Source organism: Acidobacteriota bacterium (assembly GCA_035471785.1).
Lineage (GTDB): Bacteria > Acidobacteriota > UBA6911 > RPQK01 > DATIPO01 > JANQFM01.
The window spans coordinates 1-21,614 of the sequence record DATIPQ010000129.1; the positions used below are offsets into that span (position 1 = coordinate 1).

Here is a 21,614-nt window from a genome sequence, read left to right on the forward strand (position 1 = left end):
TGGATGCCATCTCAATTGATAGCGAGCAGCCTCATACCGCCGAGAGCGATTAGGCCTTCAGCGCGGTCGCTGAAACTTGATTCGTGTGTGAACTTGTTGGCCACCAAGTGGCCCTAATGCAGTGCCTCAGAAGTTTTGAGCCACCCTGTCGCGTTATCCCACGCTTTCAGCGTTCAGACCTTTTGGTCTGAAACCCAGGGTGGCGCCGCCGTCTCGCTGGCGCTCGCCGCGGCTGACCCTGGGCTGGCGAATCTGTCCCTGTCAGGGACAAGAACGGAGGGCCCTGGCTCAGAACTTATGACCGGCAGCGCTAGTGCGTAGTTGACTGGCTCGCCATTTCCCGTCAGATTGTGGAAGAATGCCCCCCAAAAGGTCCTCAACAGGGAAGGAGATTCGGATGTCTGAAAGAGAAAACAACAAAGACAGAAGACGGTTTTTGATCGCGGCAGGGACAGGAGCTGTCGGGGCTACGGTGGCTGCGGGTTGCGGCCAAGCTGCGGAGCAGTCTTCGCCTGAGGAGCCAGGGGCGGAAGGGCCTGCGGCGGCCCTTGAGCCTACGAGGGTCGTCACGGGGCACGATGAGCAAGGCAAGTCCGTGTTCGAGATGCAGGGTCCTCCGAGCCGCGCCGTCAGCTTCGACAGCGCAGGGGGAGTCGAGCTTGTCGAGTTATGGGCGACTGACGAGACGCCTGAAGTGCCGAGAGAGAACGGAGACCCCGTGCTGGAGATGGCCTCCTTCACGCCAGGACTCAACGGATCACGCTTTCGCCTGGTCAAGTTCCCTCCAGCGACGGAAGGGGCTGAGCTCGACGCCCAGGCTGTCCTGCAGGAGGTGGAAGAAAAGGCGCCCGGCGAGTGGAACTTCGAAGAGGACGCGCCGGGAATGCACACCACCGATACGGTCGACTACGGGGTGGTCATCTCGGGCGAGATCTCCCTGGTTCTCGACGACGGCGCCGCCCTCTCCCTCAAGCAAGGAGACTGCGTGGTGCAAAACGGCACCCGCCACGCCTGGAACAACACCGGCTCCGAGCCCTGCTGGATGGCCTTCGTCATGATCGGCGCCCAGCGGCGCTCTTAGAATACCAAGGCTTGTATAGGGCCGGGCTGGACTCCTGAAGGCAGACTCCGGGAATCCAAGCGCCGTATTATGCAGTTATGACTCGCATAACGATTTCGGTTCCGGACAAGCTTGGTCAACTGCTACGGCGCGAGGCTCAGCGGTGCGGGATGTCGATTTCCAAAGTTGCCCGCCGCACTATTGAGGAACACCTTCAGGTCTCCCCGAGCCAATCGGCGGACCTCCCGTTTGCAGGCACTTCGTCCCGAATGAGGGAAGGGCTTTATTATCCTGCTTGCTGGTCCGCCTTGCGGGTCAGGACGGCCAGGACGATGCCGACGATGAAGAGGGCCGGGACGTCGCCGAAGAGGTTGGGGCGCTCGGCGGGGTCTACCAGGGCTTGAACGGCCATGATGGCGGCGTGCACGATGCTCGACCAGACGGTGAACCAGATGAGGCTCTTGTGTTCAAGAGGGTTGCGTGATGCGATGAGGAGAAACACGCCCAGAACCGCATAGATTCCCATGATCATCTGTTCGTATTCGTATTGCCGCGGCTCCCAAGTCCAGCCCTCGGGCCACACGTTCATTAATGCGTAGATGCCGCCGATGAAAACCAGGCCGACCACTATCAAGGCCGTTCTCAGGTACTTCTCTGCTGTCATAGGGACCTCCCGTTGGCCGCAATTCTATACTCCCCTGGCCACCCCTGCACGCATCCGACCTTTACCTCAAGTTTGATTTTCAAGGCTTGATCTGTTCCAGGCCGGTCTAGCTAGCCGTTCAAGAATGGAGTTGACATCCCGATTTTCAAGGTCAGCGCTGAGGCCGAGCTCAAAGTACGCTGATGCGACGTGCCGGAGAGGCTCGATGAGACGTGTTCGGAGGCACCTGTGAGATCAAGCGAAGACAGGGAGGATGATGGTGAAGTAGACGTAGATCAGCAGGGCCAGTTGGGCCACGACCAGCGTGGCCGCGGCCCAGGACTCGCGGCCGGGGAAGAATCGGCGCCAGCCGGCCAGGAAGGCTACGGCCGCGATGGAGGCGGCGGGGAAGAGCAGGCGGCCCTGCCAGCCGGCCTGGTTGGTGAAGGTGTTGTAGTAGCAGTATCCGGCCAGCAGGCCCAGAGCCGAGAGGGCGAGGGCGACGACGGATGGGCGGCGCAGCGTCTTCGGTCGGATGAAGACCAGCGCTGCGCCCCAGGCGGCCAGATGGATGATGGCCAGCGCGTTGGAGATGCGGCGCGGCAGCTCGAATCCCATCCAGCCGAAGGTGGCCCAACTGGTGCGGAAGGTGGCCTGGACGAGTTCGGGCAAGAGGCTGAGGAATTCCAGCGGGCCCAGGGGCGCTGGGTAGTGATTTTCAGGGACCACCCGCATCGACATGGAGGCGCCGGTCAGATCGCCGTACAGCCACAGGTTCCTGGCCAGCCACCATCCCGTCAGGAGTAAGGGCGCGGCGGCCAGCTTGGCAAAGTTGCGCAGCGCCTGCGGCCAAGAGGGCGCCAGTTGGTCCCGGCGGTTCCAAAGCAGGTAGGCCAGCCCGCCGCCCAGCAGCGGGACGCTGGCCTTGCTGAGGAGGGCCAAGGCCAGGACGAGCCCGGCCAGGAAGGGACTGAAGCCGGCTGGGTCCTGAGCGGAACGGACGATGAAAAGCACCAGCAACGTTCCCGCCAGGATGGCCAGGGAATCATTGCTGACCAGGCTGTGAATGTAGATGAACTGCGGATTGAGGGCCAGATGGGCTGTCCCCGCCGTTGCCAGCCATTGCGAGCCGAAAAACCGCACCAAGATGCGGTGGGCGGCTAGTAGCGTGAGGGCGCCGAGGGCGAGGGAGAAGAACCTGAGCAGATGCCAGGCCAGCGTCCCGCCCGTCCAGGGAAAGGCGGCCTCGGGGGCGTGGCGGAAAAGGGGGCGCTTCTCGCCGGTGGGCGGATCGTGCTCAATGGCGGGATCGGTTCCCATCCAGGGAAAGGTCAGAAGGGCCCCCGTGAGGTAGTAAAGCGGCGCCTGGTAGGCTTCGACGGACTCGTTGTCGAGGTAGTCCGGCTTTAGGACAGGAAGCGTCCCCTGGCGCGCCACGTATTGCACGTAGGCGAAGTGGGCCGGCTCGTCCGGTCCCTCGCCCAGCGGGAAAGCCACGCTGAAGGCGATTCCGGCGGCCAGGTAAGCGCCCAAGACAAGAAAGAGCAGTGCCCTGGCCGCTGTCATGCCGTCATTCCCAGCTTGTCGAGCACGATCTGTTCTACCTGGGCGGGCGAAAAGCGCTGCACGCACACGTTGTCGCCGTCGCAGGGAGTCCGCCGGTGGTTGTAAGCCGTCAGGCAGGGACTGCAGGCGATTCCGGCGTAGAGGCAGGTGTGGTTGCCGCCTAAGGGTTCGTAAAGGGCCGGAGTCTCGGGGCCGAAGAAAATCACGCTGTGGATCGAGGAGACGGAGGCGAAGTGGGCGGGCCCTCCGTCGGCGGTCACCAGCACGTCGCAGAGGTCGAACAACTCAACCAGGTCGAGCACGTGGCTGGTCTTGCCGGTGAGGTCAAAGAGCCGCGCCGAATCGACGCCCTCGGCAATCCGAGAGTAAAAACGTGCGTCCTCTAGCAGCCCGATGACCCCCAGGGCGATCTCCTTGAGCCGCAACAACCGCCGCGACAGTTCGATGTAGTTTTCCAGCGGCCAGGCGCGGATGGGCAGCGCGCCGCCGCTGGGATTGAGCAGCACGATTTTCGACTCGGTGCCGAGGCGCCCGCAGGCCTGGGCCAGGACATCAGCCATGCGGGCCTTCCTCGCTTCGTCCTGGGGCGGGGAGGGCAAGATCGGCTTGGCCTCCTCGAAGCCCGACTTCACCAGGGGCCTGTTGGAGTCTCCCTGCAAGGCTTCCACAAGGCTGGCGAAGTTGCGGCTCATGTGCTGGTAGGGATTGTAGAGGACGGGATGGGTCCAGAAGCTGCCCCGGTAGAGCCCTTCCATGCTGTGACGGTGAAATCCGGCCCGGATGCGGGCCCCGCTGAGGGCGGCGAGAATGGCGCTGGAGCGCGAGAACAACTCCAGGTCGATGACGGCGTCGATGCCCAGGCGGCGCATGCTCACGACGGCGGACAGCGCGCTGCGCAGAAAGCCGAGTACGCCGCGGTCGTCGAGCAGGATGATGTTGTCGGGAGCAATCCTCCCCAGCAGCTCCAGGCTGTCCCGGTTCTTGGCAAAGATCAGGATGGAGACGCGGGATTCAGAATAGCGCCGCCGAATCTCGCAGAGCATGGGATAGGCGAGCAGCACGCTTCCCATCTCAGAGATCTGGATCAGGAGTATCGAGCCGAGGTCATCCGACCGTCGCCGGGGGGCGAAGCGCGCCAGCCAATGAAAGAGTGAGAGCAATGCGCAAGCCGGAATCCCGATCCACCGATCCAGCCGCCGCGCCGCCGAGAGGTTCATCCCACCGAGCCTAGCACGGGTCCTCGAGAATGCCCATACCTGGCGACCCTGAACTCGGCTTCATGGCCCAGGTCGTTATTCGTTCCTGAGGACAAAGAGGGGGTCGAGGCGGGCGGAACGGAGGGCCGGGAGGGCCGAAGCGGCCAGTCCGACCGCTGCCAGCAACAAGCTTGCGGTAAGCATCACGCCCCAATCGAGGGTGGAGACGCCGAAGAGGAATCCGGAGAGAAAGCGGGTCAGGACGAGGCTGCCCACGAGTCCGATAGCGGCGCCGCCCAGCGTCAGGAGGAGTCCCTGCAGGGCGGTCAGGCGCAGCACGTCCCAGGGCCGGGCGCCAACCGCGATGCGCACGCCGAATTCGTGGCGTCGAAGAGTGGCCGAAAGCAGAATGACGCTGTAAACGCCCAGTGCGGAAAGCAAGAGCCCGGTGATGCCGAAGATGGTCAGCAGCGAAGTCAAAAAGCGCGGACGCGAGATAGACCGCCTCACCACCTCATCCATGCTGCGGACGCCCTGCAATGGCAGGGCCGGGTCCAGGCGCCAGAGTTCAGCCTTGGCGGGGCCGATCAGCGAATCCGCCGCGCCCTCGGCCCGCAGCACCACCGTCATGCGGCGGACGGGCCCTCCGATGACCGAGGAGGAAGGGTACTGGCTGTGCGGCAGGTACATGCGCGGGCCGGCCGGGACGTCGAGTCCGGCGTGGCGGACATCATCGACGACCCCCACCACGCGCATCCAGGGAGAGCCGCTCGATCCGCCCATCTTAAGGCGCTTCCCCAGGGCGCTGGCGCCGGGCCAAGCCTCCTCCGCCAATGAGCGGTTAACGATCAGCACCGGCGGCGCCCCGGCGTCATCCGAGACGGCGAACTCGCGCCCCTCTGCCAGCCTGATGCCCAGCGTCTTGAAGTAGCCTGGCGTGACGACCTGGTATTGAGGAAGGATCCTTTCCCCGCTCCTGGAAGAGTCGGCGACGCTGCTCTCCCAGCGTCCTACCGAGTGCTGCAAAGGCAGCTTGCGCACCGCCGCGCCCGAGGCCACGCCCGGAAGGCTCTGCAGCCGCTGCAGCAACTCCTCGAGAAAGCCCGAGACGCGGTGTGCTTCAGGATAGCGCGATCTGGGCAGAGAAATCTCGAAAGTCAGCGTCTCCCGAGACTCGAATCCTGTCTCGACTTGAGTCAGCAGCCAGAAGCTCTTGCCCACCAGTCCCGCGCCGACCAACAGGATCATGGCCAGGGCGCTCTCGGCCAGGATGGTCCGCCGATGCATCCTCAGGCCGCCCAAAGCCCGCATCGGTCCGCGCTCGGCCGGCAGGGACAAGTCTCCAAACCAGCGAGAGATCCTGAGGGCCGGAAAGACGCTGAAGACGAGCCCGACCGCCAGGGAGAGCAGGAAGCCGAAGGCGAAGACTCGTCCGCTGACCTGGATGGCGTCGAAGCGGGGAATCCCCTGGGGAGCCAAATATTGCATGAGGCCCAGCACTCCTGCGGCCATGGCCATGCCCAGTCCTCCAGCCAGCAGCGCGACGGCCAGGCACTGAAAGAGCAGCGGACGCACCAGGCGTCCTCGGCTGGCGCCCAGAATGCGGCGCAACGACAAGCCAGGCTGACTTCGCCGGGCCTGGATCAGGAGCAGATTGGCCGCATTGACGCAGGCGATCAGCAGAACCAATACCACGCCGGCCAAGAGAAGGCGCATGGCGGGACGGGTCCTGCCCACCGTCTTGTCATGCAATGAGACGATGGGAATCTCGAAGGCCTGGTCGGGCGGATACCAGTCGGGGTGCTCTTTCTTCAGCTCCTCCGCTATGCTTGCGACCTCGGCCTGGAAGGAAGCCAAGGGGACGCCCTCTTGGAGACGGGCCACCACCAGCAGGTCTTTGAATCCCCGGCTGCGCGGACTGACGGAACGCATGTCGATGGGCAGCCACACGTCCGACTGTTGCCCGCTCTCGATATCGTCGGGCAAGGCGAATCCCGGAGGCATCACGCCGCTGATCGGATATGGCTGCCCTTCAATCGTCAGGGTTCTGCCCAGAGCCCGGACATCGCTTGAAAAGCGGTTTCTCCATAGCCGGTCGGAAATGACGGCGCGCTCCTCCCCGTCAAGGTCAAAGCCGGAACCCAGGGACGTCTCGACTCCTAGTGTGGCGAACAAGTTGGGAGTCACCCGCGCTCCCCGCACGACTTCCGGTTCGCCAGGATGAGAGAGATCCCATTCCAGCGGCTGCCATCCCGCGATGGAGCGAGCCAAGCGACTGCGCTGCCGCAAATCGAGAAGTTCGACGGTGGAGATCTCCAGCAGGGGTGGTCCGACGGCCGCCAGCGAGCCGGGTTGAGAATAGGGAAGTTCCTTGAGCAGAACCTCGTCGACCACCGCGAAGACGGCCAGATTGGGTCCGATGCCCAGCGCCAACACCAGGATCATCACCCCCGTCAGGCCTCGATTGGCCCTGATGAGGCGAATCGCCCAGCGGAGATCGTCCTTCACACCGCTCAATGTTGCTGTCCTCCTTTTGCCGTTTGGTCTGACCGGCGTCCGATGCCCTGAGCTGACGCGGCCTCCCCGGCGCCCCCTCGCCGCCGATGCCGTCGAACCCTCGACTTCAAACAACTCCTCGAATGGCAACCCCAGTCCGCTCAGCAGCTTGGCCCGTGTGGATCGAGAAGGATAGGGCCGCTTTCCGCGCATCAGCAGAGACAGGTGTCCTCTTCCCAGTCCCAGCCGCCGCGCCCAGGCGTTCTGGCTGATTCCGCTGCCGGCGATCTCACTGGCCAGCCGCTCGTGCCGAAGCCGGATTCTCATGGTTGTCAGGTCCACCCAAGTAAAGGGCCCTGCCGCCCGAAATGTCAACGTCGCGGCAAAGAAACTGTTTACCGGTCCAGGTGTTTACACTTGCGGTGAATGGGCTCAAAACGTGAAGATTCAGGCTTGTGCGTCTGTGGAGCCAGGAGCCGAATGGGCGTCAACACCGCAAAGAAGTCTAAGCCCGACCTTCAAGTTTCCTCACGAGGATCGTCGCGCAGGGCTTCTAGTTCGGCTATGGCTTCCAGGTCTTTTGGCCGGTGGTGCCTAAGGGCTTTGGGGCTGGGGAGAGCCGATGGCCACCAGGTGTTGGTCGGTGCGGAGGTAGAGTCGGCCGCCGGCGATGGCGGGGGAGGCCAGGCAACGCTCGCCCAACTCGTTGCGGGAGAGGACTTCGGGCGGGTTGGAGCTGCGCAGGACGGTGGTTTCTCCCCCTTCGTTGGTGAGGTAGACCTTGCCGTCTCCGGCCACGGGAGAGGCGCTGAAGACGCCGCCCAGCCTGCTTCTCCAGAGAGTTTCGCCGGTGTCGCCGTCGATGGCTGAAGCCACGCCGCTGTCGTTGACGAAAAACATCATTCCCTGGTAGTAGACGACCGAAGAAACATAAGGAGCGCCGGTGGGCTTGCGCCACTTGAGATGGCTGTCGGCGATGTTGCCGCGGCCTCCCGGCTCGATGGCCATGTAGGGTCCGCTGCGGTAGCCGCGGCTGGTGAAGATCATTCCGTCGCCCTGGGAGGGAGAGGGCACGGGAAAGCGGTTCTCGCCTTGCAGATGCCACAGCAGTTCGCCGCTGGACGGGTCATAAGCCTTCAGTCCCTGATTGCCGTTGACGATCAACTCGTCTCCCTGCTCGCGATAGACCACCATGGGCGTGCTGTAGCCGCGCTCGCTTTCCCGTCCTACCTTCCACTTCTGGCTGCCGTCCCGCTTGTCGAGGGCCAGCAGGTAGGACTCGGAACTGTGGTCGCAGAGCAGGAAGAGAGTGTCTTTGTAGAGCGTGGGCGAACTGGCGTGTCCCCAACTGACCTGGAAGGGCGCATAGTCCTGAGCCAGGTTGCGTTTCCACTGCTCGCGGCCCTGCATGTCGAGAGCCACGATCTGGCCCGTGCCGAACCAGGCATAGACCATGGAACCGTCGGTGACCGGGCTGGGCGTGGCCAGGTTGTTCTTGTTGTGGACCTCGGGCAATGGAGTGGCGGCGTCGAGCGAGTATTCCCAGCGCAGACTGCCGTCAGAAGTGTCGAAGGCTTGCACCAGGAACACCACGCCTTGGGCCTCCATCTGCCCGCTGCTGAGCTCGCGTTCCATCTCCTCCGAGCCTCGCGAGAGGGTGGGATGGTTGCCGGAACGCACGGCCCCCCGGCCTGACTGCGAGGTGACGAAGACCGTATCCTCCCACACCACCGGCGAAGAGACGCCGCGTCCCTTAAGCGGAGCCTTCCAGGCGATGTTCTCCTCGGCGCTCCACGATGTCGGGAGGCCGGTTTCCTGGGAAACCCCTGACCCGTCAGGACCACGCCAGTGGGGCCAGTTGCCGGCAACCGCAACCGTGCCAAGAGATAACCACGCAAGAGCCAGGAAGAAGGTACGCACGAGCATGCCAAGAACGATAGCATGTCAGCCGGGCGGTCTGCGTTGCGGTGCCATCACCCCCCCCGCCCGCCAAATATTCAACCTAACTGGTATTTGGCAAGGATAAACGTGTGAAATAGCTTGCCTGAAACCTTGAATTCAGGCAAACTGGACCGGTTAATTTGCCCGAAATTAATTCATACCTGAGGAGGAGCTATGCTCTCAACTAGTCGCGTAACTGCATTCATGACGCTTTTCATAGTCATGGGTCTAGTGCCAGTGACGGTGTTTGCCGGATCGCAGACGATGAACGCCGTCGGCCAGACGGTCAACAACAGCCCGGAATGGTTCATGCCCGAAAACACGCTGATGGCGCCGGACGACACCTGCGGACTCACCTTCGATCAGCCAGGAGGCTCCTGGATCCAGTGGGTCTTTTCAGCCTTTACCATCCCCGCCGGAGAAACGGTCACCGGCGTGGAAGTACGGGTCAAGTACACGAGCAGCCAGGACCGTGAGGTTCAGTTGCGAGTGGGCGGTTCCCTGGCTGGATCCGCCATGACCTTGCCCATGTTTTTCAGCGGCGGCGTCGGTTGCGCCGCTACAGGATTTTCCAGCGCCGGCGGAGACGGCAATCTGTGGGGCATCTCCGAAGCCGCTCTCAGAAACGCCGCCGAGACGGGCAGTTTAGGGTTCCGTCTGACCCAGACCGGCAATTCGACCATCGATATCGACGCCGTCGAATTGATCGTTTACTTCAGCGAGCCCAACAGCCCGCCTGTGGCCGTGTGCCAGGACGTGATGAAGTCGGCCGACGCCATGTGCCAGGCCAGCGTTAGCGCGGCCGAGGTCGACAACGGCTCTTCTGATCCTGACGGCGATCCCATCGATCTTTCGCTCTCGCCCTCCGGCCCCTTTGCGCTGGGCGGCACTCCCGTGACCTTGACGGTCACCGACGACAGCGATGCTTCGGACATGTGCTCGGCTACGGTTACGGTCGTCGATGACACGGCTCCCGTGATTATGCTGACGGGCGGTGATCTGATGCTGGAATGCAACGTCGACTCCTTTGTCGAGCCGGGTTTCTCGGCCTCGGACAACTGCGACAACGACGTTCCGGTCATGGTGGGAGGCGACATGGTCGACACCTCCACCCCCGGTGCCTACGTCATCACCTATGACGCCATGGACGATTCGGGCAACGCCGCCATGCAGCAGACCCGCACGGTGACGGTGGCGGACACTTTGGCTCCCGTCATCACCCTCAACGGCGACGCCGAGATCACTTTGGAATGCAACATCGACAGCTTCAGCGATCCGGGCGCCACTGCCAACGACGTCTGCGAAGGCGCATTGGCGGTGATGGTCGGCGGCGATACGGTCGACACCTCCACGCCCGGCACCTACGTCATCACCTACGACGCGGTCGATACTGCCGGCAACCCGGCTACTCAGGTGACCCGCACGGTCCACGTTGTGGACACCACTCCGCCGGTGATCTCCTGCAACGCTCCGGCCACCATCATTCCGCCGGACGCTCCCATCTCCTTTACGGCCACTGCCGAGGACGCCTGCGAAGGCACCGTCACGGCCGAGATTACGGCTTACGACTGCTTCTGGACCAATCCCTCGGGCAAGCTGGTCGACAAGACCAACTCCTGCGTGGTGTCCTTCGGGGGCGATACGCTGACAATCGAGGACTCGGGCGGCGTCAAAGACACCATCGAGTGGACGGTCAGCGCCGAGGACAGCTTCGGCAATGCCTCCAGCGAGACCTGCAGCGTGGAGGTCGTCAAACCGGGCAAGAGCCTGCAGGCTTTTGCACTGGATCACCGCCTCGACTTCGCTCAATTCGGCGCCGGGGACGGCCTCAGCTCGCAGATGATCCTGCACAATCCCTCCGAGACGCGTACGGTGAGCGGATTCATCCGCCTGCTGGACGCCGAGGGTCATCCCTGGCAGGCCTTGCCCCACATCGACGGGAAGCAGGTGCAAGCCGCCGGGGATTGGAGCGCGGTCTCCTTCTCCATTCCACCGATGGGCCATTTCGAATTGGAGGCGCCTGAAGGCGGGCAGATCCGCAGCGGGTCTGCTTCGGTGCAATCCGACGGGCCAGTGGCCGGCGTGGTGCGCTTCACCATACCCGGACTGGGAACCGCCGTGGTTCCCGGCAGCCAGCCCATGAGCGAGGCCCTGGCCAGCGTCCGCCGCCAGGCCGGGTCCAACACCGGGGCTGCCATCCGGAACACCGAGGATCACGGCATCACCCTCTCGCTGACCTTGCGCGACAGCCAGGGACAGCCGGTTGCCGGAGGTTCCAGCACCCTGGCCCTGCCGGCCGGGGGACGCCTGGCCCTGCTCCTCGATGAGATCTTCGGCGACGCCGTTCCGGCCTCCTTCCAGGGCGAACTGGAGATCCGCAGCCAGGACGGCTCATTCGTGGCCGTGGTCCTGGAATTCGGATCCCAGCCGGGAAGCTTCACGGCCCTCCCGGTCAGTCCTCTGCAAGGGGAAGAATTGCAGGACGAAGAGCAGTAAGCCCAACGGGTTTGCCTTCGAGCGAGCCCATGGCTCCCGCGCGGAGATAAAGTCCGCGCGGGGGCTTCCTCCCGTTCCCTCTAGCTCCGCATACGCCGTAGCTTGATCATGCCCCAGGTGAGGATGGGGATGACATAGATGAGCAGGAAGCCCCAGGTGATGGTTCCGTAGCCCTGGGCGATGAGTCCGATGAGGCCGTACTGGGCGATGATGGCGCCCATCAGCAGCAGGCCCACTCCCAGGGCGAAGCGCTGCCAGGAGGGCAGTTCCCGGCGCCGCTCCTGCATCAGGTTTGAAACCCGTTCGTTGACGGCGTGGATCATTCCGCTGCCGGTCTCGATCAGGGTTCCGAAGAGCACCACCTGAAAAGCGATCTGGAAGAGGGGCGATCCCAGCGCCTCCAGCAGGGCGTTGGCCGGCACGGGACGCTGCAGCACCTGGGGATACTGGGAGGCCATGGCCAAGTAGAAGAACAGTCCGGGCATCATGGCGATGGGTCCGGCCAGCAATCCCGCCCCGATGGCCTGGCGGCGCGTCTTGAGGTGGCGGATCACGAACAGCACCGCCGGAATCACGCCCAGGTTGTAGGCCGCGTATTTGACCCCGCCGATGATCCACTCCGTCCCCTGGGGCGTGGTTTGAAAAGCCTGGCGGATGTGGTCGCCGAAATACCAGAAGCAGGCTGCCAAGAAGCTCGCGTACATCAGGTAGAGCACCAGCGACCAAACCGACAGAAAGCCTTCGATGGCCGAGCTGCCCTTGAAGACCAGGAAGCCCACCGCCAGCATGATTCCCGCCACTCCGGCCAGATAGGGGAGTCCGAAGGTCTCCTGCAGGATGCTTCCGGCCGCCGAAGCGATCACGGCAAGCACCAGCAAGAGCAGGATCAGGTAGCAGATCTCGAAGAGAATCCAGCCGCGCCCCAGCAGGTGCTTGAAGAAGCGGCGGTAGTCGTAGGCCTTGAAAGCGCGGGCGAACTCGAAGGTGGCGGCGCACACCAGCGACCACAGCAGGGTGGAGATCAGCAGCATCCCCAGCAGTCCCTCGATGGGCCCGTGCAAGAGGAAGAACTCGGCCAGTTCCCGTCCCGTGCCGTAGCCCCCGGCGATGACGACGGACTGAAAAACCAGTCCCGGCAGGATGTAGGCACGCAGCAGGTCGCTTTTCATGGGCGTCCGCATTGTGCCGCAAAACCGTCCGCCGCGCGAATCAGGATGTAGCTAGCGGCCAGGACGTCCGGCGCTTCTGCGAGAACCGGGCCTCACCCACAACAGGCCGAGAAGCAGGGAGACGGCCAGAGGCCTCATCCATCATCGCCAATTGAGGAACCTGGACGACCTGGGAGGCGGGGTCCGTGGGGAAAAGGCTGGCCTGCGACGATGTCGGCATTGTCGCCCGCTCCTCCGGCTTGGCCATCGGCGCCAGGACTTATCAGCTCATAGTCGCCGAAGCGACCGGGGGCTCGGTAAATAGTTGGATGCAAGGGAGACATTGCCGGATGGGGTCTGGGGCCGGTACACTGAGACACTGGAAAATTGAAAGATCCTAGGGAAGGTGAAATATGACTAAGCTTCGTGTTGTTTTTCTTTTGATTGCGGCGGTCTTGCTGCTGACAGCCTGCGGAGGAGGCGAGCCGGCCGAGGAGGCCGAGGCGGGCGGCGACGCTGCCACGTCCGGCCAGGAAGGGTCGCAGGACCCATCGGAGACACCGGCGGAGGCGCCCGCCGAGGTCGAGACGGTCAAGACCGAGGGCGAGACGGCGACCTTGGAAACGCCGGCCGAAGCCCCGGCGGGATCGGCCATCCAGGTGTCCTGGACGGGGCCGGATGAAAAGAACGACTACATCACGGTGGTCGAGAAGGGCGCCGCCCAAGGAACTCATCAGGACTACACCTACACCCGCCGGGGGAGTCCGCTGGAGTTGAGGGTCTCCGAGACTCCCGGCGAGTACGAAGTCCGCTACGTCTCCAACGCCAGCAAGGAAACGCTGGTCAGCGCGCCCTTGACCGTGACGGCGGTGGAGGCCACCTTGGAGGCTCCTGAGCAGGTGGGGGCAGGGGCCACCTTCGAAGTCACCTGGACGGGTCCCGACAATCACAACGACTACATCACCGTGGTCCCCGCCGATGCCGACGAAGGCGCACATGAGGACTACACCTACACCCGCAGAGGCAGTCCCTTGGAAATCCGAGCCGCGGAAACGCCGGGCGATTATGAAGTGCGCTATGTGATGGCGCAGTCGAAGCGGACGCTGGCCAGCATACCCATCGAAGTGACGGCGGTGGAGGCCAGCCTGAGCGCGCCTGAGGAGAGCATGGTGGAGGTACCTGTCGAAGTGACCTGGACGGGCCCCGACAACCGTAACGACTACATCGCCATCGTGGAATCGGGCAGTCCCGAGGGCACTTCGGGGCAGTACACCTACACGCGCCGGGGGAATCCTCTCACGGTGCGCGGACCCGAGACTCCGGGCCAGTACGAGATCCGCTATGTGCTCTCACAGTCCAAGCGCACCCTGGCGTCGCGTCCGCTGCTGGTCAAGCCCATCAGCGCCAGCCTGGATGCGCCCGAAAAGGCCGCGCCCGGCGCCACCGTCGAAGTGTCCTGGACGGGGCCCGACGACCAGGGCGACTTCATCGCCATCGCCAAGCCGGACGCCGAGGCCAACTCCTACGAGAGCCGGGCCTTGAGCAGCGCCGGCAACCCGGCCACCCTCTTCGCCCCAAGCGAGCCCGGCCAATACCAGATTCGCTACGTGCGCAAGCGCGAAGTCCTGGCCACCCGCAACTTGGAGGTGTCCGCCGAGCAGTAGGACATCAGGATGGGTTGGCGAGAAGATGTCATTCGCCAGCCCAGCGACTGTGTTGAAAGTCAAGTCCGGGCTCGCTGAAGGCGAGCGATTCGGCCCCGGCGACTGTGTTAGAAGTCAAGTCCGGGCTCGCTGGAGGCGAGCGATTCGCCGGCCCCAGCGACTGTGTTAGAAGTCAAGTCCGGGCTGGCTGAAGGCGAGCGATTCGCCAGCCCCAGCGACTCTGTTGAAAGTCAAGTCCGGGCTCGCTGAAGGCGAGCGATTCGCCAGCCCAGGGTCAGCCGCGGCGAGCGCCAGCGAGACGGCGGCGCCACCCTGGGTTTCAGACGGCAAGGGTCTGAACGCTGAAAGCGTGGAATAACGCGACAGGGTGGCTCAAAACGTCTGACGCACTGCACTAGCGGAGACAATTAGCGGAGGGAGTCGCACAGCAATCAGCTCTGCGGCTGGCGGGAACAATGGCGGGTATCGCCGCAAGGATGCGCCTCCCACCCGGCCGGGCACTGGCTAGCCGGTCTTGACGACGGTGTGGGCTGGAGACATCTGAAAGGCCGCGGGGATGCAGCTTCCACCGGGCCTGGAACTGGCTATGGGTAGCGAGCAGCCTCATACCGCCGAGAGCACTTGGGCCTTCACCGCGGTCACTGAAACTTGATTCGTTTGTGAACTTGCTGGCCACCTAGTGGCCCTAGCTGGTCCTGATGACGGGCGTGGGCTGGAGGCATCGCCTGGGCAGCGCTCGGGGGCCTTCCCATGTGGCTGTGTTGAGGCATTGCCTGTATCGGGAGGGCGGCGGGCGGGGAGCGACGGTTGCCGACGCCCCCCGCTCGCTTAGTCGTCCTTTTCGGACGTTCGGAGCAGAGATTGAATCTGCCCGGAAAGGTCGCCCTTGCCGAGGATGAAGGTGGTCTTGGCGCCTGCCAGGATCTCCTGCAGGCTCTCCAGTTCCTTCATGCGCACCAGCAACGGGTTCGAGGACAGCAGCTTGGCCGTGTTGGCCTGGCTGCGGGCAGCCGCGGTTTCCTCACGGCGCCGCACCAGGTTGGCCTCGGCCTGCTTCTGGGCCTCGATGACCTGGTTGAGGATGGTCTTCATTTCGCCCGGCAGGATGATGTCGCGCAGACCCACCGTGCGCACCGCCACGCCGAAAGACTCGGCCCGGCGCGACAGGGCCTTGCGGACTTCCCCGCCCACCGACTCCTTGTCGGCCAGCAAGGCGTCGATCTTGCGCGTACCCACGGCCGCACGCAGCGCCAACTGAGCCTCCCGGTAGAGAGCCTCGCGGTAGTCGCTGACTACGGTGGCGGCCTTGAGGGGGTCGGTGACCTGGTAGGCGACCACCAGGTTGACGCGCAAAGTGACCTTGTCGGACGTCATGATCTCCTGTCCCGCAACTTCGGCCACCTGCTCGCGCAGGTCGACCACCTCGCTGCGGACGCGTCCGGTCTGCTTCCAGTAGACGTGCAGACCCGCTTCCAGCGGCTCCAGCAAACGTCCGTCGCGGAAGACCAGACCCCGCTGGTTGGATTCGACCTGGATGCTGCCCAGGAAGGCATCGCTTCCGGGAGCGGCAACGATCGATTCCAGCTTGGGGTGACGGAACCAGAAGTCATCCACCTGAAAGGTCTCGACCTTCAGTTCGTAGGGCTGCCGCCAGAAGGCGTGCAAGCCCCGTCCCAGGATCGACATCAGGCGGCCCTCGTTCCACAGCAAAGCGCGCTCGCGCTCGGCCAGGCGGACCACCAACAGATCCTCCTCAACGCCCTCATGGCGGGCGATGAGATCCAGGAGTTCATGCTGGAAGCGCGTTTGCAGGCGGTTGACCACCTCGATTCGGCTGATGCCCAGCAAGGCGCCGAAGTTCCAGTACGCGCCCGGCTTCAAGAGCCGGTCGAAGTTGCCGTAGCGGAACCGCAGCCCCATTTCATGTTGACGAATTCGGATTCGTGCCTTCAGCCACGTCATGGCTGCTGCTCCTTTCTCCCGAAGGACTGATCGAGGCAAATGCCGGCGGACGCTTCGGGGGCCGTCCGGGGCAAACCGTTTCTCCGTCCGAGTGGCTAGGGCCGCCAGGTGGGCCAACAAGTTCACACACGCGTCAAGTGCCAGCGACCGCGGTGAAAGCCCAATTGCTGTCGGCGGTATGAGGCTGCTCGCTGCCAGTTAGGCTTCGACAACCGGGAGCGCCCAGTCCCGCAAACCGCCCTGTTTCGGCGGCGGAGGCCAAGTTGAGCCGCCTCGCTTGCCGCTTTGGAGCGAAGCTCAAGAGCCTTCGCCGTCCAGCCGTTGCCGGACTTTGAAAGCCCTCTCGCATCCGCCCGCGGCGGCCCGGGAAACGGCGGTATCCCTTGGCCTGCAAGGCCTCCTCCACAGTGCCGTCAGGCGGTCCGCCGGGGGAGGTAGCGGTGTCCGCCTGGGGCTGGAAGCTGCGGTTCTCATGCGCCCCCGGCTGCCTGTGCTTCGGTTCATTCGAAGTATTCGAGCGGGATTCGAACCCGCGACCGACTGGTCCCAAGCCAGTTGCTCTAACCACTGAGCTATCGACGAAGCGGACGCCTTTTTTGAAACCGTTACGGTACGCCCCATCGCCAGAGGGAAGGGAACGCCGTCGGCCAGACATCCGGGGAAAACTTCAAGGCATAAAAAAAGCCCCGAAGACCTGCCGTCTTCGGGGCTTGAAAAGCTGATTCGACTCGCGTCAGGCGAGTGGATTCATGAAGACGGATAGCTTCTTGCCGATGTGAGGATCAAATTCCCCACCCAGACTGAGGCCCGGCCGGCGACCGTAGTCCCGGTTGGCTTGTGCTCCAGATCTGGTTTGGTTCTTCAACATCGGTTCAATCCTCGTCTTCACGAAAAGAGCCGTGATCCTAGCAAAGCGGATTCAACACTGTCAAGAACTTTTTTAAATCAATAGCCTTTGGCCAGGCCTGAGCCGCGGGGGTCGGAGGCGGCGGTGAAGCCGTCGGGGCGTCCCTGCTCGTCGTAGGTGATGGTGAGACCGTGAGCGTTTCCCAGGCGTGCGTCGGGGCGCAGTTGATGGCCGTAGCCTTGCAAGGTGTCGAGCACATCCTGGCCGAATCCCGCTTCGATGGCGATGAATTGCGGCTCGATGAAGCTCAGGCGCGGGGCGGAGATAGCCTCGGCCATGTCCATCCGGTAGTCGATGAGGTTCATGACCATCTGGGGAACCGTCTGTCCGATGGTGTGTCCGCCGGGAGTTCCCAGGGCTGCCCAGGGACGTCCATCGCGCAGGATGATGGTGGGGCAGTCGCCCGACAGCTTGTGATGGCCGGCATGAGCGTCCATGGGGTTGCCCTTGGGCTCGAAGGTGCAGTAGGCCAGGGAATTGTTGAGCCACACTCCCGTCCCCTCGGGCATGATGCGGCTGCCGAAGAGGTTGCCGAGCGTTTGAGTGGCGCTGACGATGTTGCCTTCTCCGTCCGCCACCACGAAATGCGTGGTGTTGTCCCGGCTCTGTCCTGGCGGTCCCGGCGGAGCGAAGGGGCGGGCCTTTTCAGGGTCGATTTGATCGGCCCTCTGCTGCCAGTAGTCGGACGACAGCAGTCTTTCCAAGGGCGGCGGCGAGATCTCGGGATCGCCGGCGTGGGCCAGACGGTCATGGAAGGCCATCTTGGTGGCTTCGGCAAAACGGTGCAGTTGTTGAGCGCTGCCGGGCGCAGCCGGCTGGAAGCGGCTCATGATTCCCAGCCTGATCAAGGATGGAAAAGCCGTCGAAGGCGGGGAAGCGGTGTAGACGCTGTGCCCCCGGTACTCGATGTGGATGGGCTGCCACCATTCCGCTTGGCACTCGGCCAGGTCCTGCCGGGACAGGAATCCGCCGCTTTGGCGCATGGCGGCGTCGATGGCTTGGGCCGTTTCTCCGCCGTGGAAAGCGTCGGCGCCGTTTCGGGCAATGTTGCTCAAAGTTGCGGCCAGGTCGCGCTGGATGAGTTCTTGCCCCTCCTTGAGAGGCGACCCCTGGCGGCCATAGAACTGCTGGGCGTGAGGAGGGAAATCGTCGTAGGCCAAGTCGATGAAAAAGGCCGTCCTGGCACTGATGGCGAATCCCTCTTCAGCCAGGCGGACGGCGGGCTGGAAAAGCTTGTGCCACTCGATTCGGCCGTATTCCTTCCACATTCCCTCCCAGGCCCGGACGTTGCAGGGAGTGGAGACGGCCTTGGGTCCGCGGCGGTTTTCTTCGTAACCGGGCGTGGGTGCCCGGAAAACGTCCGAGTCGACGGCCCGGGGGATGCGTCCGCTGCTGTTGAGAAAGCGGATGCGGTCGGTTTCGGCGTCGTAGACCAGAATCGTTCCGTAGCCTCCGATGCCCGACATCATGGGCTCGACCACGTTGAGGGCCGCGGCGATGGCCACCGCCGCGTCGAAGGCGTTGCCGCCCTCCTTCAGGACTTGCAGTCCGGCTTCGGTGGCCAAAGGATGAGCGCTGCTGACGATCCCTTTTTCGGCCCTGACCAAGGGGGCCGCCGCCCATTCCGTCTCACCGCTGTCGGGAGGAGGCGGCGAGGACGAGGCGCACCCTGCCAAGAGGGCCGAAAGCAACACGAACAGGCTCAGGTTCGAGAAGGTGGAGTCTCTTTTCATCGGTCCCGGCAGTCTAACTCAGGCGGGGCGTCCCGCACCAATCCGGATCCCTCCTCACAACCAAGCCCGGCCTTCCAAGGTCAAAGGAAGGCGTATTTTAAATGGGATCGCGTCTCCTCGGGATGGAGAAGCCGCCGTCCTCTCTCAATCGTCGCTCCGCCTAGCCGGGGAGAGTCGCCGGAGGAAGCCTCATGTCAGGATTGCTGCAAGGCTGGGTCCAGGATTTTCGCTTTAGTCTCAGGCAGTTCAGGCGGCGAAGGTCGTTCGCCTTGCTCACGGTCCTGACCCTGGCGCTGGGCATCGGCGGTACCACGGCGGTGTTCAGCGTGTTCCATGGCATCCTGCTGCATCCTCTGCCCTATCCCCAGTCAGAGCGCCTGCTGTGGATCTACAACGAGTACGAAGGCAATCGCACGTCCAATGCCGTCCCCGACTATCTCGACCGCGTCGAGGCCAGCCGTACGCTGCAGAGCCTGGCTGCGATGTGGACGCGCGACCTCAATCTCACCGGACAAGGCGACCCGGTGCGCGTCAAGGCCGCTCGGGTCACCGCCAGCTACTTCGAAGTGCTGGGCATGAGTCCGCTGGTGGGACGCACTTTCCAGGCCTCCCACGACGTACCCGGCAAGGACGACGTGCTGGTGCTCAGCTACGGATTCTGGAATCGGCAGTTCGCCGGACGCCGCGATGCCGTGGGAAGCAGCCTGCAGTTGGACGGGCGCAACTACACCATCCTGGGCGTGATGCCGGAAGGATTCGATTTGCCCTCTTCGCAGGTTGACCTGTATTGCCCGGCCGCTTTCTCCGACGCCCAGAAGCAGGACTCGGCGCGCGGCAACGAGTTCATGCAGGTCGTGGGACGCATGGGCGAGGGCGTCTCTCTGCAGCAAGTCGAGGCGGAGATGGACGCCATTGCGGCCAACGTCATCGCCACCGTCCCCTCGAGGGCCGATTTCTTGCGCCGGGTGGACTGGGGAAGCGCGGTGGTGCCCTTTCGCGAGCGTTACGTGGCCTCTTTGCGCGCCCCCCTCTCGGTGCTGCTGGCGGCGGTCGCCTGCCTGCTGCTCATCGCCTGCGTCAACGTGGCTAATCTGCAACTGGCTCAGTCGGCCCTGCGCAGCCGCGAAGTGGCGGTAAGGACGGCCCTGGGGGCGCGTCCTCTGCGCCTGCTGCGGCAGTTGCTGGGCGAGTCGCTGCTTCTCTCGACTTTGGGAGGAGGCGCCGGGCTGGTGTTGGCGGCCGGATTGTTGCGCCTGCTGACGGCTGGAGCACCAGACAGTTTTCCGCTGCTGGCCAACGCCGGACTCAACCTGCCGACCCTGGCAACCGCACTGGGATTGTCCTTGCTGACCGGGTTGTTGACGGCCCTGGCGCCGGCCTGGAAGGCCTCGGGCAGCGACCTTTCCCGAACCCTGTATCAGTCAGGACGCGGAGGCACTGGTGCCGGACTGGCCTTGCGCCGGCTGCTGGTGGTGGGCGAGGTGGCGCTGGCCGTCGTTCTGCTGACGGGTGCAGGGTTGCTGCTGCGCAGCTTCGTCTCGCTGCTGCGGGTTGATCCGGGTTTCTCCGTCACGGGACGAGTGAGTGCCGAGGTCTCGCTGCCGCGCGCCAAGTATGCCGAGCAGGCTCAGCGCCAGGCCTTCTTCGATCAGGCGCTGGAGAAATTGCGGGCACGTCCGGGCATCGACGAGGCGGCCGCTATCGATCAGTTGCCGCTCGATCCCAGGCCCGGCACCGGCACCTTCTACGTGCAAGGCCAGCCGCCCGCTCCTGGACGCAAGCAGCCCGGAGGCGAGTTCAAAGTCGTCACGCCGGGACTCTTCAAGACACTGGGCATCAGCCTGCTGCAGGGACGCGAGTTTACGGCCCGGGATGACGCTTCCAGCGCCCCCGTCGTCATCGTCAACCAGCGGCTGGCGGAGACCTATTGGCCCGACGAGAACCCGATCGGCAAGCGGCTTGGCGGAAGCCAGCAAGGGCCCTGGAGAGAGGTTGTGGGCGTGGTGGCCTCAGTGCACAGCAAGACGCTGGCCGGGGAGATTCCCAACCAGGTCTACCTGCCCTACGCTCAGACCGGCGGCCCTCTTTCCATGGTCCTGGTGGCGGAGGGGGGCCTTCCGCCCGGTTTCATGGCCCGGGACATACGCGCGGTGGTGAGCTCGCTGGACGCGCAGCAGCCCATCTACAACGTGCGGACGCTCAGCCGGCAGGTGGAAAGGACGCTCGATCCCAACCGCTATCCCATGCTGCTGTTGGGGGCTTTCGCCGGGCTGGGGCTGGTGCTGGCTGCTGTGGGTATTTTCGGCGTCATCTCGGCCTTCGTCTCCCAGCGCACCCGCGAGATCGGCGTGCGCATCGCTCTGGGAGGGCGCCCGTCCCATATCCGCGGCCTGATTCTGCGCCAGGGATTGACCTTGGCCGCCCTTGGCTTGCTGCTGGGACTAGCGGCTTCGTTGGCGCTTTCGCGCCTCCTATCCTCGCTGCTCTTCGGCGTTTCGCCCAACGACCCTCTCACCCTGGCCGCGGTTGCCTCAATGGTCCTGCTCCTGACCCTGCTGCCCTGCTACACCCCCGCCCGCCGCGCCACCCGAATCGACCCCGCCCAGGCCCTCTCGGCGGACTAGGACTAGGGCAGTGCGTCAGATGTTTCGAGCCACCTTGCATTCTCGCGGATCGGGCAAGCAGACGGTCCGCTCGCTGGCGGCTTCGCGCACTTTAACCGCGAGGGCACTCCTCCTACTCATGCCGCGCCCGGACGTGCTTGATTTCCAGGTTGTCGGGGCAGCCGAAGTTGAGGATCAG

The 21,614-nt window shown here is 64.0% G+C and carries 13 protein-coding genes; 4 read left to right on the plus strand and 9 right to left on the minus strand.

Annotation, left to right across the window (positions count from 1 at the left end):
* Positions 1 to 604: 604 nt before the first annotated feature.
* Positions 605 to 1,081, plus strand: a complete 477-nt coding sequence (locus VLU25_18210) for a cupin domain-containing protein (protein HSR69868.1) — start codon at positions 605 to 607, stop codon at positions 1,079 to 1,081.
* Between the two features lie 265 nt (positions 1,082 to 1,346).
* Here VLU25_18210 and VLU25_18215 read toward each other — a convergent pair whose 3' ends face one another.
* From VLU25_18215 to VLU25_18235, 5 genes are all read right to left on the minus strand, one after another.
* Positions 1,347 to 1,724 (minus strand): DUF6632 domain-containing protein, encoded by a 378-nt coding sequence (locus tag VLU25_18215; GenBank protein ID HSR69869.1) that lies wholly within the window; start codon positions 1,722 to 1,724, stop codon positions 1,347 to 1,349.
* Between the two features lie 234 nt (positions 1,725 to 1,958).
* Entirely contained in the window at positions 1,959 to 3,269 is a 1,311-nt protein-coding gene (locus VLU25_18220; GenBank protein HSR69870.1) for a glycosyltransferase family 39 protein, read from the minus strand.
* Entirely contained in the window at positions 3,266 to 4,486 is a 1,221-nt protein-coding gene (locus VLU25_18225; protein ID HSR69871.1) for a glycosyltransferase family 9 protein, read from the minus strand. Before VLU25_18225 ends, VLU25_18220 begins: the two co-directional genes overlap by 4 nt.
* Positions 4,487 to 4,561: 75 nt before the next feature.
* Positions 4,562 to 7,288, minus strand: coding sequence for an ADOP family duplicated permease (locus VLU25_18230; protein ID HSR69872.1), 2,727 nt, complete (start codon positions 7,286 to 7,288; stop codon positions 4,562 to 4,564).
* Between the two features lie 267 nt (positions 7,289 to 7,555).
* Positions 7,556 to 8,887 (minus strand): PQQ-binding-like beta-propeller repeat protein, encoded by a 1,332-nt coding sequence (locus tag VLU25_18235; protein HSR69873.1) that lies wholly within the window; start codon positions 8,885 to 8,887, stop codon positions 7,556 to 7,558.
* A 279-nt stretch (positions 8,888 to 9,166) separates the two neighbouring features.
* Between VLU25_18235 and VLU25_18240 the strand changes: the two genes are divergently transcribed.
* Positions 9,167 to 11,398, plus strand: a complete 2,232-nt coding sequence (locus VLU25_18240) for an immunoglobulin-like domain-containing protein (protein HSR69874.1) — start codon at positions 9,167 to 9,169, stop codon at positions 11,396 to 11,398.
* Between the two features lie 80 nt (positions 11,399 to 11,478).
* Here VLU25_18240 and VLU25_18245 read toward each other — a convergent pair whose 3' ends face one another.
* Entirely contained in the window at positions 11,479 to 12,567 is a 1,089-nt protein-coding gene (locus VLU25_18245; GenBank protein ID HSR69875.1) for a hypothetical protein, read from the minus strand.
* Positions 12,568 to 12,701: 134 nt separating this feature from the next.
* Complete coding sequence (locus tag VLU25_18250) at positions 12,702 to 12,890, minus strand: type II secretion system protein GspG (GenBank protein HSR69876.1); 189 nt, start codon at positions 12,888 to 12,890, stop codon at positions 12,702 to 12,704.
* A 69-nt stretch (positions 12,891 to 12,959) separates the two neighbouring features.
* On the opposite strand from VLU25_18250, the gene VLU25_18255 reads away from it, so the two are divergent.
* On the plus strand, positions 12,960 to 14,210 hold the full coding sequence (locus tag VLU25_18255) for a hypothetical protein (protein ID HSR69877.1): 1,251 nt from the start codon (positions 12,960 to 12,962) through the stop codon (positions 14,208 to 14,210).
* Between the two features lie 828 nt (positions 14,211 to 15,038).
* On the opposite strand, the gene VLU25_18260 is transcribed toward VLU25_18255, so the two are convergent.
* Both VLU25_18260 and ggt read right to left on the minus strand, forming a co-directional pair.
* Positions 15,039 to 16,172: a slipin family protein gene (locus VLU25_18260; protein HSR69878.1), complete on the minus strand. Its 1,134-nt coding sequence runs from the start codon at positions 16,170 to 16,172 to the stop codon at positions 15,039 to 15,041.
* A 945-nt stretch (positions 16,173 to 17,117) separates the two neighbouring features.
* Positions 17,118 to 18,812 (minus strand): gamma-glutamyltransferase, encoded by a 1,695-nt coding sequence (gene ggt, locus VLU25_18265; GenBank protein ID HSR69879.1) that lies wholly within the window; start codon positions 18,810 to 18,812, stop codon positions 17,118 to 17,120.
* Between the two features lie 191 nt (positions 18,813 to 19,003).
* On the opposite strand from ggt, the gene VLU25_18270 reads away from it, so the two are divergent.
* Positions 19,004 to 21,436 carry an ABC transporter permease gene (locus VLU25_18270; GenBank protein ID HSR69880.1) on the plus strand — a complete coding sequence of 811 codons (2,433 nt, stop codon included), beginning with the start codon at positions 19,004 to 19,006 and terminating at the stop codon, positions 21,434 to 21,436.
* Positions 21,437 to 21,614 lie beyond the last annotated feature (178 nt).

Coding starts and splice junctions, on each gene's coding strand:
- VLU25_18210 (HSR69868.1), top strand. CDS start 605: ATGCAGGGTCCTCCGAGCCGCGCCGTCAGCTTCGACAGCGCAGGGGGA.
- VLU25_18215 (HSR69869.1), bottom strand. CDS start 1,724: ATGACAGCAGAGAAGTACCTGAGAACGGCCTTGATAGTGGTCGGCCTG.
- VLU25_18220 (HSR69870.1), bottom strand. CDS start 3,269: ATGACAGCGGCCAGGGCACTGCTCTTTCTTGTCTTGGGCGCTTACCTG.
- VLU25_18225 (HSR69871.1), bottom strand. CDS start 4,486: ATGAACCTCTCGGCGGCGCGGCGGCTGGATCGGTGGATCGGGATTCCG.
- VLU25_18230 (HSR69872.1), bottom strand. CDS start 7,288: ATGAGAATCCGGCTTCGGCACGAGCGGCTGGCCAGTGAGATCGCCGGC.
- VLU25_18235 (HSR69873.1), bottom strand. CDS start 8,887: ATGCTCGTGCGTACCTTCTTCCTGGCTCTTGCGTGGTTATCTCTTGGC.
- VLU25_18240 (HSR69874.1), top strand. CDS start 9,167: ATGAACGCCGTCGGCCAGACGGTCAACAACAGCCCGGAATGGTTCATG.
- VLU25_18245 (HSR69875.1), bottom strand. CDS start 12,567: ATGAAAAGCGACCTGCTGCGTGCCTACATCCTGCCGGGACTGGTTTTT.
- VLU25_18250 (HSR69876.1), bottom strand. CDS start 12,890: ATGTCTCCCTTGCATCCAACTATTTACCGAGCCCCCGGTCGCTTCGGC.
- VLU25_18255 (HSR69877.1), top strand. CDS start 12,960: ATGACTAAGCTTCGTGTTGTTTTTCTTTTGATTGCGGCGGTCTTGCTG.
- VLU25_18260 (HSR69878.1), bottom strand. CDS start 16,172: ATGACGTGGCTGAAGGCACGAATCCGAATTCGTCAACATGAAATGGGG.
- ggt (HSR69879.1), bottom strand. CDS start 18,812: ATGAAAAGAGACTCCACCTTCTCGAACCTGAGCCTGTTCGTGTTGCTT.
- VLU25_18270 (HSR69880.1), top strand. CDS start 19,004: ATGTCAGGATTGCTGCAAGGCTGGGTCCAGGATTTTCGCTTTAGTCTC.